The organism is Leisingera aquaemixtae (assembly GCF_019801145.1).
GTDB classification, from domain to species: Bacteria; Pseudomonadota; Alphaproteobacteria; order Rhodobacterales; family Rhodobacteraceae; genus Leisingera; species Leisingera aquaemixtae_A.
In genome coordinates, this window is record NZ_JAHVJQ010000006.1 from 148398 (window position 1) to 161797 (window position 13400).

14 protein-coding genes and 2 tRNA genes are annotated in these 13400 nt (G+C 65.6%); 9 read left to right on the forward strand and 7 right to left on the reverse strand.

The window, feature by feature from the left end; translation table 11 throughout:
- Positions 1–66 precede the first annotated feature (66 nt).
- Both KUW17_RS15720 and KUW17_RS15725 read right to left on the reverse strand, forming a co-directional pair.
- Positions 67–798, reverse strand: coding sequence for an NUDIX hydrolase (locus KUW17_RS15720; RefSeq protein ID WP_222480808.1), 732 nt, complete (start codon positions 796–798; stop codon positions 67–69).
- 4 nt (positions 799–802) lie between these two features.
- Positions 803–1225, reverse strand: coding sequence for a DUF983 domain-containing protein (locus KUW17_RS15725; protein ID WP_222480810.1), 423 nt, complete (start codon positions 1223–1225; stop codon positions 803–805).
- Between the two features lie 200 nt (positions 1226–1425).
- On the opposite strand from KUW17_RS15725, the gene KUW17_RS15730 reads away from it, so the two are divergent.
- The 4 genes from KUW17_RS15730 (at position 1426) to KUW17_RS15745 (ending at position 3415) form a co-directional block, all read left to right on the forward strand.
- A complete protein-coding gene (locus tag KUW17_RS15730) occupies positions 1426–1902 on the forward strand; it encodes an EF-hand domain-containing protein (RefSeq protein WP_222480812.1) in 477 nt (158 codons plus the stop codon).
- A gap of 67 nt (positions 1903–1969) precedes the next feature.
- Positions 1970–2551 (forward strand): RNA polymerase sigma factor, encoded by a 582-nt coding sequence (locus KUW17_RS15735; RefSeq protein WP_222480815.1) that lies wholly within the window; start codon positions 1970–1972, stop codon positions 2549–2551.
- A complete protein-coding gene (locus tag KUW17_RS15740; RefSeq protein ID WP_222480817.1) occupies positions 2544–2918 on the forward strand; it encodes a hypothetical protein in 375 nt (124 codons plus the stop codon). Before KUW17_RS15735 ends, KUW17_RS15740 begins: the two co-directional genes overlap by 8 nt.
- A gap of 20 nt (positions 2919–2938) precedes the next feature.
- Entirely contained in the window at positions 2939–3415 is a 477-nt protein-coding gene (locus KUW17_RS15745) for a periplasmic heavy metal sensor (protein ID WP_261397236.1), read from the forward strand.
- A gap of 94 nt (positions 3416–3509) precedes the next feature.
- Here KUW17_RS15745 and KUW17_RS15750 read toward each other — a convergent pair whose 3' ends face one another.
- Entirely contained in the window at positions 3510–4904 is a 1395-nt protein-coding gene (locus KUW17_RS15750) for a diguanylate cyclase (RefSeq protein ID WP_222480821.1), read from the reverse strand.
- Positions 4905–5020: 116 nt separating this feature from the next.
- Between KUW17_RS15750 and KUW17_RS15755 the strand changes: the two genes are divergently transcribed.
- From KUW17_RS15755 to KUW17_RS15775, 5 genes are all read left to right on the forward strand, one after another.
- On the forward strand, positions 5021–5305 hold the full coding sequence (locus tag KUW17_RS15755) for a DUF3572 domain-containing protein (RefSeq protein WP_222480823.1): 285 nt from the start codon (positions 5021–5023) through the stop codon (positions 5303–5305).
- Between the two features lie 57 nt (positions 5306–5362).
- Complete coding sequence (locus KUW17_RS15760; protein ID WP_222480825.1) at positions 5363–6052, forward strand: HAD family hydrolase; 690 nt, start codon at positions 5363–5365, stop codon at positions 6050–6052.
- A 248-nt stretch (positions 6053–6300) separates the two neighbouring features.
- Positions 6301–7860, forward strand: a complete 1560-nt coding sequence (locus KUW17_RS15765) for a trimethylamine methyltransferase family protein (protein WP_222480827.1) — start codon at positions 6301–6303, stop codon at positions 7858–7860.
- Between the two features lie 398 nt (positions 7861–8258).
- Positions 8259–8846, forward strand: coding sequence for a heme NO-binding domain-containing protein (locus tag KUW17_RS15770; protein ID WP_222480829.1), 588 nt, complete (start codon positions 8259–8261; stop codon positions 8844–8846).
- A complete protein-coding gene (locus KUW17_RS15775) occupies positions 8843–9862 on the forward strand; it encodes a GGDEF domain-containing protein (protein WP_222480831.1) in 1020 nt (339 codons plus the stop codon). The genes KUW17_RS15770 and KUW17_RS15775 overlap by 4 nt, the downstream gene beginning before the upstream one ends.
- A gap of 186 nt (positions 9863–10048) precedes the next feature.
- On the opposite strand, the gene KUW17_RS15780 is transcribed toward KUW17_RS15775, so the two are convergent.
- The 4 genes from KUW17_RS15780 to glpX form a co-directional block, all read right to left on the reverse strand.
- Positions 10049–10123 (reverse strand) — tRNA-Glu (locus tag KUW17_RS15780).
- A gap of 169 nt (positions 10124–10292) precedes the next feature.
- Positions 10293–10367, reverse strand: a tRNA-Glu gene (locus tag KUW17_RS15785).
- Between the two features lie 104 nt (positions 10368–10471).
- Complete coding sequence (gene recJ / locus KUW17_RS15790) at positions 10472–12211, reverse strand: single-stranded-DNA-specific exonuclease RecJ (protein ID WP_222480833.1); 1740 nt, start codon at positions 12209–12211, stop codon at positions 10472–10474.
- A 113-nt stretch (positions 12212–12324) separates the two neighbouring features.
- Entirely contained in the window at positions 12325–13311 is a 987-nt protein-coding gene (glpX, locus tag KUW17_RS15795; RefSeq protein ID WP_222480835.1) for a class II fructose-bisphosphatase, read from the reverse strand.
- Between the last annotated feature and the right edge of the window lie 89 nt (positions 13312–13400).

Genomic DNA, 13400 nt, shown 5'->3' on the forward strand with positions numbered 1-13400 from the left:
GCGATAATTCCGGCCCGGAAAGCACGGGTTTCAAAGGACGTTTCCCGCGCCGGGAAACGTGATCCTTCAGCCGTCGGCGGGCATCGGGTAGCCCTTGAGGCGCAGGAACAGGCTGGCCTCGTCGTTGTTGTGGAAATAGGGCACGCTTTGCGGCGGCTCGGCGTCGCGGACGCGGGCGGTGACTTCGGCCAGCACCACCTCAGTGATGAAGGGCAGGTCGAAGCTGCGCACCTGGCTGAGCGGGATCCATTGCAGATGCGACAGCTCATCCGCGGCGCGGGAGAAATCATCCAGGTCGCCTGTGATCTGATCGGCATCCACCAGAAAGAAGCGCGCGTCGAAGCGGCGCGGGCGGCCCGGCGGGGTCAGGGCTCGGAACACGAACTGCATCGCCCTGGCCGAAGGCACATGGCCGGTGGCGGCAAAACTCTGCCAGTCTTCGGGGATGTCTCCCTGCCATGCGCCGGGCTCGCCCAGGATCAGGCCGGTTTCCTCCCACAACTCTCGCACCGCGGCGACGCTGAGGGCATGGTGCACATCCCCGGGCGCCTTGTCGGCGAGGCGCTCCTGGCAGACTGCGGAAATGGGAGAGGCCAGCGGGACCTGCGCGTCGGCCACATCCACGGCACCGCCGGGAAAGACGAACTTGTTGGGCATGAACGCCGCCTTGGCGCCGCGCTGTCCCATCAGCACCTGCGGGTCGTCTGACATCCGGCCGCGCATGGCGATCACTGTCGCCGCGTTGCGGATTGCGGTCTTGTCGGTGGTGGTCTCGCCGCTGAGATACGTCTCGCTCATGGTGTTACTGCCCTTTTTCCGCCGGGGTGGCCTTGCCGAAGCCGTGCATCCGCCGCGCCCATTGGTAGGCGATGACGATCCCCTTCATCCGCGGCAGAAGATAGAGGGAAGATGCCAGGCAGCCAATCGTGAAAACCGTGAACATCACCAAGGGCTCCGGCCGCCAGGAGAAATAGACCACATGCATCAGGGGCGCCATGATGTGGCCGACGATCAGAATGGTGAGGTAGGCCGGGCCGTCGTCAGCGCGGGCATGGGTGAGGTCGAGGCCGCAGTGGCTGCAGCGCGCGTTCACCTTGAGATAGGAATGCAAAAGGCGCCCCTCGCCGCACTCGGGGCAGCGGCAGCGCCAGCCCTTGGCCAGGGCGGGCATGGTGGGGCGGTCGGTGTCTGCGCCGGGGGCTGCCGCGGCGGGGGACTCGGTCATGGCAATATCCTGTGTGCTGGGTACATCTTTGCGCGCTTCAGGAGGGCGCGAAAGGGGAAAGCAAGGTTCGTGCGCCGGTTTGCCGCAACGGGACGGCGGCAAAAACTTTTTTTGCATTTCTGCGACGGAAGCGCCGGGCTGGGGCGTTTTTCCTGTGCATCGGGCAGCAAGAGGCTGCCGCTGAACAAAGGAAAGACGACATGAAACACGTCAAGTTCATCGCCCTGATCGTGGCCGCCGCAGGCATGACCGCAGGCAGTGCCGCGCTGGCCAAGGGCTTTGGCCTTCATGGGCCGAAGATGTCCTTTGAGGAGATCGACACCGACGGCAGCGGTGAGGTGACCAAGGCGGAAATCCAGGCGATGAAGGATGCCCATTTCGCCAAGGCGGATGCCAATGGCGACGGCAAGCTGACGCTGGAGGAAATGCAGGCGCGGGCGCGGCAGCACGCAGACGAGCGGGCCGCCAATATGCTGGAACGCTTTGACAAGGACGGCGATGGCGCGTTGAGTAAGGACGAGATGCCGCAGCCGCGCCGGGCGGGCAAGATGTTCGACCGGATGGATGCCGATGGCAGCGGCGGAATTTCCAAGGCGGAATTCGAAAATGCCCGGATGCACCGCGGCGGAATGCACGGCCATGGCCAGGGTGCCGGGAAGCAAATGGAGCAGAACTGATCGCTGAGGCGTGCTGCATAACGCGGAAATATCGCGGCGCCGGGCCCTTGGTGCGGGTCCGGCAGCCATGAGCGCGGCGGCGGAGGAGGTCTCCGACGATGCGCTTCTGGTGCTTTATGCCAATGGCGACAGCCGGGCGGCGGCGGAGCTGACCGCGCGGCTGGGGCCGCGGGTCTTTGGCGTGGCGATGCGGGTGATGGGGATCCGCGCCGAGGCCGAGGACGTGACCCAGGAGGCGATGCTTCGCCTGTGGAAGATGGCGCCGGAGTGGCGGCCGGGGGAGGCGCAGGTGTCGACCTGGCTTTACCGGGTGGCGATGAACCTGTGCATCGACCGCAAGCGGCGCGCCCGCGGCGGCCATGTGGATCTGGACGCGGTGCCGGAGCCGCCGGACCCGGGCCGGTCGGCGGCGGAGCAGATGCAGGACGGCGCGCGGCAGGATGCGCTGCAGGCGGCCTTGATGCAATTGCCGGAGCGGCAGCGTCAGGCGGTGGTGCTGCGGCATCTGGAAGAGCTTTCGAACCCGGAGATTGCCGGGATTATGGACATCAGCACCGAGGCGGTGGAGAGTCTCACCGCCCGGGGCAAACGGGCGCTGGCCGCGGCCCTGGCCGGGCGGCGCGAAGAGTTGGGGTATAACGATGGCTGACACAGACAAGGCGAACCAGGAACTGGAAGAGCTGTTTGCCGCGGCGCGCCGCGACCGGCCTGCGCTGCCGGAGCATCTGAGCGCGGCCATCCTGGCGGATGCGGGCCGGGTGCAGCAGGGGCGCCATGCGGCGGGCCCAGCCCGGGCAGCCAGGCAGCCGCTGTGGCGGCAGCTGATCGAGGCGGTGGGCGGCTGGCCTGCCATGGGCGGCCTTGCGGCGGCCAGCGCCGCGGGGCTGTGGATCGGCCTGGCGCCGCCCTCCTTTGTGCCGGACCCGGTGGCACTGGCGGGATATGAGGACAGCGGCAATGCGGTGCCCTACGACAGCTATGACATGGCAATGGTGCTGAGCGAGGACCTGCAATGAGTGCGGAGGGCAAACCCGGAATGAAGCTGTGGCTGAAGCTGCTGCTGGCAGGATCGCTGGCGCTGAACCTGGCCGTGATCGGCATCGCGGCCGGGGCGGCCTGGCGGTACAGCGGCAAGGACCAGCACTGGCGGCGGCCGCCGGACATCGGCGCGATGATGTTCCGGGAACTGGACCGCGACACCCGCAAGGCGCTGCGGCAGGAGGCAGGCGGCAGCCACGGCAGCTATGTCAAGCGCCGCCAGGCGGAAGGCATCGCGGTGATTGCGGCGCTGCGCAGCGAGACCTTTGATGCCGCCGGCATGCTGGCGCTGATGCGGGCGCAGGCGGATGCGCATCATGCGTTTCACACCAAGGTGCAGGCCGCCTGGGTGCGCAAGCTGGAGGCAATGACGCTGGAGGAGCGGGTGGATTTTGCCGACCGACTGGAGGAACGGATGCAGCAGCGCGTCCGGCGCTGGCACGAGCGGCGCGAACAGCGGCAACAGCGCGACTAGGGGTTGCGGCCGGTAGAGCGGCATCTGCTGAAGCGCAAAGGGCAACCGGCGCCGGCTGCCCTTTTTGCTGGTAAACATGCCAGACCGGCTGGGGTCAGGCCGCTTCGGTGCACTCGGCTGACAGGGTGACCTGATTGCGGCCCGCGTTCTTGGCATTGTAGAGCGCCTGGTCGGCTTTCTCGACCAGCGCGGAGGCGCTGCTGTCCTTGCCTGCCCCGCCCATCACCGCGCCGATGCTGATGGTGACCTTGACCGGCTCTGCGGCGCCGGGCACCTGGAACGGCGTGCCGTTGATGGCGTTGCACAGGGCGATCGCGGTCAGGCCTGCCTCTGCCTCGGTGGCGCCCGGCAGGACGGCCATGAATTCCTCGCCGCCGACACGTGCCAGCAGGTCCGCAGGCCGCAGCACCGCCTGCATCCGGCGGGCGGCCTCCACCAGCACGGCGTCGCCTGCAGGGTGGCCATAGAGATCGTTGATCCGCTTGAAATGGTCGAGATCGGCAACCATGACCGCGAATTTCTCGCCGGTTTCCGCCGCCGAATGCGCCACCCGGTCCAGGAAGGGCCTGGCATAGCGGCGGTTGTAGAGGCCTGTCATCGGGTCCAGCACTGCCGCGCGCAGCCCGTTGCGGACGCTGTCGCGGAGCCGGTCCTTGCGAATCTTGTGCTGCAGCTGGCTGTTCAGGCGCAGCTCCAGCTCCTCGACATCGAAACCGGTCTGCAGCACGTCATGGGCGCCGCGGTCCAGCGCTTCGGCCGCGATGTTGGGGTCGGCCGGGTTGGGCACGGCAATCACCACCGATTTGCGGGTGGCGGCGCGGGCGCGCAGATCCGCCAGCAGGCGCAGGCCGGGGCCTGCGGAGGCCTCGTTCAGCTCTATGATGATGGCATCGGCCACCGGCGCCTGCATCAGGCCCTGAATGTCGCTGATGGCGTGGGTGCGAAGCGCATAGGGCAGGCTGGACGAGAGACGGTCGCGCCAGGCCATGGCAGTGCGCGGATCGTCTGCCACCAGCGCAACGGTGGCATTGCGCAGATCCTCGGTGCAGGCGCGGTCGCTGAGCGGCAGGATAAAGCCGTGCGAGGCGTCGCGCTGCAGGTTCAGCTCTTCGTTGGCGCTGCGGGCGCGCAGGAGGCTGCGGATGCGGGCCTGCAGGATCACGTCGTCCACCGGCTGCTGCAGCACATCGTCAATGCCCGCGGCCAGCGCCTGCAGCCGGGCCTTGTGCCCCTCCCAGTCGGAGACCGCGATCACCGGCAGGTCGGCCAGCGCCTCATCCCCTGCCAGCGCGCGCTTGACGTCGGCGGCGGTGCCGTCGGGCAGAGACATCGCGGTGAGCACCAGATCGGGACGGCAGCTGCGCGCGGCCTGCAGCACCTCTGCCACGCTGCCGGCCTGGACCGCATCGTAATAGGCAGCCGCGAGCTGCACCTTCAGCATGATGCGGTTGGTGGAGACGCCGTCGATGACCAGGATAGTGCCTTGCACGCGGTATCCTTTCGCCCCTTGCAAATCCTATGGCTTACAGTTTTTGCTGAGACTGGTTAAAAAACCCTTTCGGATTTTTACTAAATTGGCCGCAATGCGGCAGGAAAGTGGGGAACATGCAGATTTCCGCCGATGGCGCTGAGACCCTGGCGCTGAAAGCCCTGGCCTGGCTGGCCGGGAATGATGAGCTTTTACCGGTGTTTCTGGGTGCCACCGGTGCCAGCGAGGCGGATTTGCGGGCGCGGGCGGCGGAGCCGGAGTTCCTGGGTTCGGTGCTCGATTTCTTAACGATGGATGACGCCTGGGTGATCCAGTTCTGCGATTGCGAGGGGCTGGCCTATGAGATGCCGATGCAGGCCCGGATGTCGCTTCCAGGCGGTTCCCAGGTGAACTGGACTTGAGATTGAACAGGGCTGTGCCTAGGGTCCTGACCGAATCCTGTGGAAAAAGGACCCGCCATGCCCGTTGATGCCTTTCTGTTCGACAAGGACGGAACCCTGTTCAACTTTGCAGCCACCTGGAACGGCTGGGCCGCTGAATTGCTGGAGGTCCTTTCGCAGGGGGACCAGGCTGCCAAGGAGGCGATGGCCGAGGCGATCAGCTTTGACCTGGAACTGGCGGCCTTCAATCCCGACAGCCTGGTGATTGCCAGCTCCAATGACGAGGTGGCAGAGGCGCTTGCGCCCTATGTTGCGCATATGAGCCTTGCGGAGCTGACGGATTACCTCGCCCAGAGCGCATCAGCTGCGGAGCTGGCGCCGGCGGTGCCGCTGGCGGAGTTTTTGGACGGCCTCCTGGCGCGCGGCAAGGTGCTGGGTGTGATGACCAACGACGCCGAATTCTCGGCCAAGAGCCAGCTGCAGCGGGCCGGTGTGCTGGACCGCTTTGCCTTTGTTGCAGGATGTGACAGCGGCCATGGCGCCAAGCCGGATCCGGACCCGCTGCTGGCGTTCTGCAAGGCGGCGGGCGTGGAGCCTGCACGCACAGCAATGGTGGGCGACAGCCGCCACGACCTGGAGGCCGGTGCCGCCGCAGGGATGCAGCGGATCGGTGTTCTGACCGGCATGGCGCTGCGCGAGGAACTGCTGCCGCACGCCGATACAGTGCTGCCGGATATTGGCCATATCCCCGGCTGGCTGGATCGCTGAACAGCTGGCCGGTTCAGGCTGATTCCTGCAGCTGCCGGCAGGCAGGTTTACATGGGCCGGCGCACGGAGCTTGTGCGCCGGCTTTTTTGTGCGGCATACTGGGCATAAGTGTACAGAAATCGGCTGTCCCGGCGCTTGATGCAGGAAAAACGACAGCGGGGGTCGGGAACTGACAGGTTCAGGCAGGCGGGATTGGCACAGTGGTTGACGATCAGCACTTAGGAAACGCGGACCCAGGGGAGGGCGGCATGGCAGACACAGGCGCACGAAAACGGCGGGGCGGGGGCAGGGCAGGCGCGGCGGCCCGGCGCGGCAGCGCGGTGCTGGAGCAGATGCCCTGGCAGATCCCGGTCAACATCGACCGCCCGACGGAACCCCTGAGCGAAGAGGGCATTCAGGCGATCCACGAGGGCGCGATGCGCATCCTGGAAGAGATCGGCGTGGTGTTCCTGAACCCCGAGGCGCTGGAGATCTTCAAACAGGCCGGCGTCAAGGTCGAGGGCGAGCTGGTCAGGATGGACCGCGATTTCGTCATGGAAATGGTGGGCAAGGCGCCGCGCGAATTCTCGATCACCCCGCGCAACCCGGACCGGACCATTCCGCTCGGCGGCAACCACATCCTGTTCGGCAACGTGTCCTCGCCGCCGAATTACTGGGACATGGAGCTGAACAAGAAAGTGGCGGGCAACCGCGAGCAGTGCCGCAACCTTTTGAAGCTGACGCAGTATTTCAACTGCATCCACTTTGCCGGCGGCTACCCGGTGGAGCCGGTGGACATCCACGCCTCGGTCCGCCACCTGGATGTGCTCTATGACAAGCTGACGCTGACCGACAAGGCGATGCACGCCTATTCCCTGGGCAAGGAGCGGGTCGAGGATGTAATGGAGATGGTGCGGATTGCCGGCGGGCTCAGCGATGAGGCGTTCGAGGCCAAGCCGCATATGTACACCAACATCAACTCGACCTCGCCCCTGAAGCACGACTTCCCGATGATCGACGGCTGCCTGCGGCTGGCGCGGCGCGGGCAGGCGATTGTGGTGTCGCCCTTTACCCTGGCCGGTGCAATGGCGCCGGTGACCATGGCGGGCGCGGTGGCACAGTCGATTGCCGAAAGTCTTTGCGCAATTGCGCTGTTCCAGTACGTGCGCCCCGGCACCCCCTGCGTGATCGGCACCTTCACCTCCAACGTCGACATGAAATCCGGAGCGCCGGCCTTCGGCACGCCGGAATACATGCGCTCGACCCAGATGACCGGGCAGATGGCGCGGTTCTACGGGCTGCCGATGCGCTCCTCCGGGGTCTGCGCTGCAAACGTGCCGGACGGGCAGGCGGTCTGGGAAACCTCGAACTCGCTGTGGGCGGCGGTGCAGTCGGGCACCAACATGGTTTACCACGCAGCCGGCTGGCTGGAGGGGGGGCTGATCGCCTCTCCTGAGAAATTCATCATGGACTGCGAGATCCTGCAGCAGATCGAACGCTACATGCAGCCCGAGATCTCTGCGACCGGCCCGGAGGAAATTGCCTTGGACGCGATCCGGGAGGTTGGCAACGACGGCCATTTCTTTGGCATCCAGCACACCCAGGACCGCTATGCCACCGCCTTTTATCAGCCGTTCCTGAGCGACTGGCGCAACTACGAGGCCTGGGAGCAGGCTGGCGCCACCTGGACCGCGGAGCGCGCGCACAAGATGTTCAAGGAGATCATCGGCTCCTTCGAGGCGCCGCCAATGGATGCGGGCATCCGTGACGAACTGGCGGATTTTGTCGCCCGCCGGAAAGCAGAAGGCGGCGCCCCCACTGATTTCTGAATTTCAGAAGCGGCGGAAAAGCGGAGGCAGGGCCTCCGCTTTTTTGTATCCGGGGCTGGCGGGTGACCGGGCGCCGCCGGATTGCGGCCGGTGCATGCCGCGGGCTTGCCTCTGCGGCCGTGACGGGCCACTAGGGGGCAACGGCGGCCGGAGTGGCAGTGATCTGCGGGCCGCGGGCCGGGACAAGGTTCGCCAGAAGTAAGTGGCCAGGGAGCTGGTTGCCATATTATGATCGCATTGCGCACGGGGCCGGTTGCGGACGCTGGGGGTGCAGAATTCGTGCTAAGGTTAAGTAAGGCGGCGGAATTGCTCGCTAATATTTCTGCAAATTTGCTTTGTTGTGCCTTTCTTAACCTGCAGGCGTCAAAACTGCTGCGTAGGCAAAGAGGGGCCATTGCATGCACGGTCTGATCAACAGGGCGATTCAGGCATTTGTGACGAGTACTTACGGCGCAGACCGCTGGGAGGAGGTCATGGAGGAGGCGGGACTCGGATTCTCCGAGTTCGAAGCCATGCTGTTTTACACCGAGGAGCAGTCGGGCCAGATGCTGGCCGCGATGGAGAAGGTTCTGGCGCGCCCCTTGCCGGAGATGCTGGAGGATATGGGCACGTTTCTGGTGTCAAATCCCCAGGTGGAGGCGCTGCGCAGGCTGCTGCGCTTTGGCGGCGTCAATTATGTCGAGTTCCTGCATTCCCTGGATGACCTGCCGGACCGGGCCCGGCTGGCAGTGTCGGATTTGCACCTGCCGGCGCTGGAACTTCTGGAGCAGGCGCCCGACCAGTTCGAGCTGGTCTGCCAGCCGGGCCTGCCCGGCTATGCTCATGTCCTGATGGGTGTTCTCCGGGCCATGGCCGACGACTACGGGGATCTTGTATTTCTGGATCACCGGGGCACGCAGGACGATGCCGAGGTGATCTCGATCACGCTTGTGGAAACGAAATTTGCCGCAGGCCGCGAGTTTGATTTAGGGGCGCATTCGTTATGATGACACTCCAGCAGCTGACCGGGATGGCGGGCGTGATTTGTCCGATGTACGCCATTGTTGACGGCAAGGGCCGCATCGTGTCCGCCGGGCCGACGCTGAAGAAGCTCCGGCCGCAGCTGGATTGGGAAGGGCGGCGGTTCTTCCGGGTGTTCGACCTGTCCCGGCCGCGGTCGGTGCGCTCGGTGGAGGATCTGCTGCGCACCTCGGGCAGCAAGCTGCATCTGCAATTCCGCGACGCTCCCCAGACGGGCCTCAAAGGAGTGTGCACGCCGCTGCCCGAAGGGCAGGGCGCGTTCATCAATCTGTCCTTTGGCATCTCCGTGCTGGAGGCGGTGAGGGACTATGACCTGACCAGCGCCGATTTTTCGCCCACGGACCTGACCATCGAAATGCTCTATCTGGTGGAGGCGAAATCCGCCGCAATGGAGGCCTCGCGCCAGCTGAACCTGCGCCTGCAGGGCGCCAAGATCGCCGCTGAGGAGCAGGCCTTTACCGACACCCTGACGGGGCTGAAGAACCGCCGGGCGATGGACCATGTGCTGGGGCGTCTGATCAGCAGCGGCCGCGAATTTGCGCTGATGCACCTGGATCTGGATTTTTTCAAGCAGGTCAATGACACCCTGGGCCATGCGGCTGGCGATGCGGTGCTGCAGCACGCTGCCAGAGTAATGGTGGAGTGCACCCGCCAGTCGGACACGGTTGCGCGGGTCGGCGGCGACGAGTTCGTCATGATTCTCGAAGGGGTGCTGGACACCGGCAGGCTTGCGGCGATCGCCAAGCGGCTGATTCAGCGCCTGGAGGAGCCGGTTCCCTTTGGCGGCCGGACCTGCCGGATTTCCGCCAGCGCCGGCACCACGCTGTCCACATGGCAGCAAAACCCGGACGCCCAGCAGCTGCTGAACCAGGCGGATCTGGCGCTTTATGCCGCCAAGCGCGCCGGCCGGGCGCAGCATTGCTTCTACCGCGAAGGCATGGAGAAGGCGGACGGCAAGGCGGATACGCCTGCAGCATCTTAACGGCAGGTCTGGCAGGCGTGCCGGTGCCCGCACCGGCGGGCGCCGGGGCTGAACATCATGTCATACTGCCCCAGTACGGCTTGCAGGCAGCGCCTGCGCAAACAGGTCATGGCCGCAGTGCCAAAGACGTGTGGCTTTTGACAGTTTTCCGCTGCTGTCAGCACTGGTGCATTGTCGGGGGAGAAGTGGCAGCCCGTAGGGGAATCGAACCCCTCTTTCCAGGTTGAAAACCTGGCGTCCTAACCGATAGACGAACGGGCCACTCTGTCTGTGAGGCGGTGTTTACTGATTGCGCCGGACGGGCGCAAGGGGATTTTTGCAGAAATGCGAAGTTTTTCCGCCCGCCTCATGTTTTCGCTAAAGGGCTGATGCAAAACAAAAAAATCACGCCAATTCGGCGTGTTCACGGTGCTTGCTGCGATGGGGTAAGTGGCAGCCCGTAGGGGAATCGAACCCCTCTTTCCAGGTTGAAAACCTGGCGTCCTAACCGATAGACGAACGGGCCACTCTGTGCGTGAGCGGGTATTTAGTTGTAAGCGCCGGAACCCGCAAGAGAAAAAATACGCCTTTGTGAAATTTCTTATCCACAGGGCCCAAGCCTTTGAAAACTCAGGCTTCGGCAGCGTCTTCCAGGCGCAGCTGCGGGCTTTGGCGGCCGCCCCAGGTGTTGATTTCCAGCCGTCCGGCAAAATGGAAGCGGGCACCGCCGTGCTCCAGCAGCCGGGGGCCGAGCGCGGTATCAAAGGCGCCAAAGCAGATCGCATCGACACCTCCGCCCATGCCGTCGCTGAGGGAGAGCTTGAGGTGGCTTTCACCCACTTTCTTGGCAAAGCGCACCTGAAGATCCGGCAGCGCATAGCGCGGGGCAGGGGCGCCGGCGCCAAACGGGCCTGCCTGTTCGATCTGCTCGATCAGGTCCACGCTGGTCGCCCCCGGCATCAGCGCGCCGTCGAGCTTCAGGTCGGCCGGGCCGCCCTGGCCTGCGCCCTGTTTGGCCAGCAATTCCGTCAGCCGCGCCATGGCCGGTTCCAGCTTGTCGCGCATCACGGTGAGGCCCGCAGCCATCTTGTGGCCGCCGCCCTTGACCAGCAGCCCTTCGGCCGCCAGCCGCTGGATCGAGGCACCGAGGTCGACGCCGGAAACGGACCGGCCCGAGCCTTTGCCCTCTGCACCGTCAAAGCCGATCACGATGGCGGGCCGGTTGGCGGCTTCCTTCAGGCGGGAGGCGACGATGCCGACCACGCCCGGGTGCCAGCCCTCGCCCGCGGCCCAGACCAGCGGGGCGTCCAGACCGCGCTCCTCTGCCTGTTCCAAAGCGGCGGCGCGCACGGCGTTTTCAATGTCGCGGCGTTCGGTGTTCAGCTCATCCAGCCTTTCTGCGAGTGCAGCCGCCTCATGCGGGTTGTCCGTCGACAACAGGCGTGCGCCGAGGTCAGCCTTGCCGATGCGGCCGCCGGCATTGACCCGCGGGCCCAACAGGAATCCGAGGTGGTACGTAGAGGGCGCTGAATCCATGCGGGAGACGTCGGAGAGCGCTACCAGCCCGGGACGTCTGCGGGCGCCCATCACTTTCAGACCTTGGCGCACCAGCGCCCGGTTGGCACCGATCAGAGGCGCCACATCCGCCACGGTGGCCAGCGCCACCAGGTCCAGCAGCGCCATCAGGTCCGGGCCCTTGGCGCCACCCTCGCGCATCTGGCGGCCTGCCTCGACCAGCATCAGGAACACCACGCCCGCGGCACAGAAATAACCCAGGTCGCCGCTTTCGTCCTGCCGGTTGGGGTTCACCACCGCCACGCAGTCGGGCAGTGTTTCGCCACCCAGGTGGTGGTCCAGCACGATCACGTCGGCACCCTTGGCGGCGGCAATGGGTTCGTGGCTGAGGGTGCCGCAATCGACGCAGATGATCAGGTCATGGGCGGCGGCAAGCTCCTGCATGGCCGGAACATTGGGGCCATAGCCCTCGTCGATGCGGTCGGGGATGTAAAGCGTGGCTTCCAGCCCCATCTGCCGCAGCCAGACCAGCAGCAGCGCTGCCGAGCTGCCGCCATCGACGTCATAATCGGCAAAGACCGCAATCCGCTGCTTGCGCCGCACGGCTTCCAGGAAGCGGGCGGCGGCGGCCTCCATGTCCTTCATCTCGCGCGGGTCGGGCAGCAGTTCTTTCAGCTTTGGTTCAAGAAACCCCTTGGCCTCCATCGCCGGAACACCGCGCCGCGCCAGCACCTGGCAGACAGAGCGGGGCAGGCCGGTCTGCTGCGCCATCATTTCGGAGGCACGGTCCACTTCCACCCCGGGGCCAACCCAGCGGCGGCCGGTCAAGGACTGCTCAACACCCAAAAAGCTCATGCGTCTCACCCGTAAGCAAAGGCCGGACCCAATTGGATCCGGCCCTTTCATCTTTCCTCAAATACTCCCGCCGGAGGCCGCGGCGCAAGCCGCTTCGCGGGCGCAGTGCCGGTTCACTTCTGGTGCGGTTCCAGCGGCGTGCGGTAGGACATGCGGCGCACCGAGCCGGTCTTGGAGCGCATCAGCAGGGTGGTGGTTTCAACCCAGCCCGGGGTCCGTTTGAGCGAGGGCAGCAGCGAGCCGCCGGTCACGCCGGTGGCGGCGAAAATCACATCCTGGGTGACCATCTCGTCGCGGGCATAGATCCGGTCCAGGTCGGTGATGCCGGCCTTGGCGGCGCGGGCTTTCTCGTCGTCATTGCGGAACAGCAGGCGGCCGAAGATCTGGCCGCCCATGCATTTCAGCGCAGCTGCGGCCAGCACGCCCTCGGGTGCGCCGCCCTGGCCCATGTACATGTCGATGCCGGTCACGTCGCTTTCGGCGCAGTGCATGACCCCTGCCACGTCGCCGTCGGTGATCAGGCGGATGGCGGCGCCGGTTTCACGCACTTCGGCGATCATCGCCTCGTGGCGCGGGCGCTCCAGAATGCAGACGGTGATATCGGAGGGCGCGCAGCCCTTGGCCTTGGCCAGCGCCTCGACACGCTCGCGCGGGGACATGTCCAGCGAAACCACGCCGTCCTCGAAACCCGGCCCGATTGCCAGCTTGTCCATGTAGGTGTCCGGCGCGTGCAGCATGGAGCCGCGCGGACCCATGGCGATCACGGTCAGCGCGTTGGGCATGTCCTTGGCGGTCAGCGTGGTGCCTTCCAGCGGGTCCAGCGCGATATCTACGCCGGGGCCTTTGCCGGTGCCGACTTCCTCGCCGATGTACAGCATCGGTGCCTCGTCGCGCTCGCCCTCGCCGATCACCACCACGCCTGCGATGTCCAGCAGGTTCAGCTGCTCGCGCATGGCGTTCACGGCGGCCTGGTCGGCGGCTTTCTCGTCGCCGCGGCCGATCAGCGAGGCAGAGGCCAGGGCGGCCTGTTCGGCAACGCGGGCGAGGCCCAGCGACAGCATGCGGTCATGAAAGGGCGCGTCTGGGGTGTTCGAAGTCATACCGGAAATCCTGTCTCAACGGGTCAGATGTGAATGGGCGTTTCAAGCCGAATAGCGCGGGGCGGGGCAGGCTCGCAAGGGGCGATAGG

Coding starts and splice junctions, on each gene's coding strand:
- KUW17_RS15720 (WP_222480808.1), bottom strand. CDS start 798: ATGAGCGAGACGTATCTCAGCGGCGAGACCACCACCGACAAGACCGCA.
- KUW17_RS15725 (WP_222480810.1), bottom strand. CDS start 1,225: ATGACCGAGTCCCCCGCCGCGGCAGCCCCCGGCGCAGACACCGACCGC.
- KUW17_RS15730 (WP_222480812.1), top strand. CDS start 1,426: ATGAAACACGTCAAGTTCATCGCCCTGATCGTGGCCGCCGCAGGCATG.
- KUW17_RS15735 (WP_222480815.1), top strand. CDS start 1,970: ATGAGCGCGGCGGCGGAGGAGGTCTCCGACGATGCGCTTCTGGTGCTT.
- KUW17_RS15740 (WP_222480817.1), top strand. CDS start 2,544: ATGGCTGACACAGACAAGGCGAACCAGGAACTGGAAGAGCTGTTTGCC.
- KUW17_RS15745 (WP_261397236.1), top strand. CDS start 2,939: ATGAAGCTGTGGCTGAAGCTGCTGCTGGCAGGATCGCTGGCGCTGAAC.
- KUW17_RS15755 (WP_222480823.1), top strand. CDS start 5,021: ATGCAGATTTCCGCCGATGGCGCTGAGACCCTGGCGCTGAAAGCCCTG.
- KUW17_RS15760 (WP_222480825.1), top strand. CDS start 5,363: ATGCCCGTTGATGCCTTTCTGTTCGACAAGGACGGAACCCTGTTCAAC.
- KUW17_RS15765 (WP_222480827.1), top strand. CDS start 6,301: ATGGCAGACACAGGCGCACGAAAACGGCGGGGCGGGGGCAGGGCAGGC.
- KUW17_RS15770 (WP_222480829.1), top strand. CDS start 8,259: ATGCACGGTCTGATCAACAGGGCGATTCAGGCATTTGTGACGAGTACT.
- KUW17_RS15775 (WP_222480831.1), top strand. CDS start 8,843: ATGATGACACTCCAGCAGCTGACCGGGATGGCGGGCGTGATTTGTCCG.
- recJ (WP_222480833.1), bottom strand. CDS start 12,211: ATGAGCTTTTTGGGTGTTGAGCAGTCCTTGACCGGCCGCCGCTGGGTT.
- glpX (WP_222480835.1), bottom strand. CDS start 13,311: ATGACTTCGAACACCCCAGACGCGCCCTTTCATGACCGCATGCTGTCG.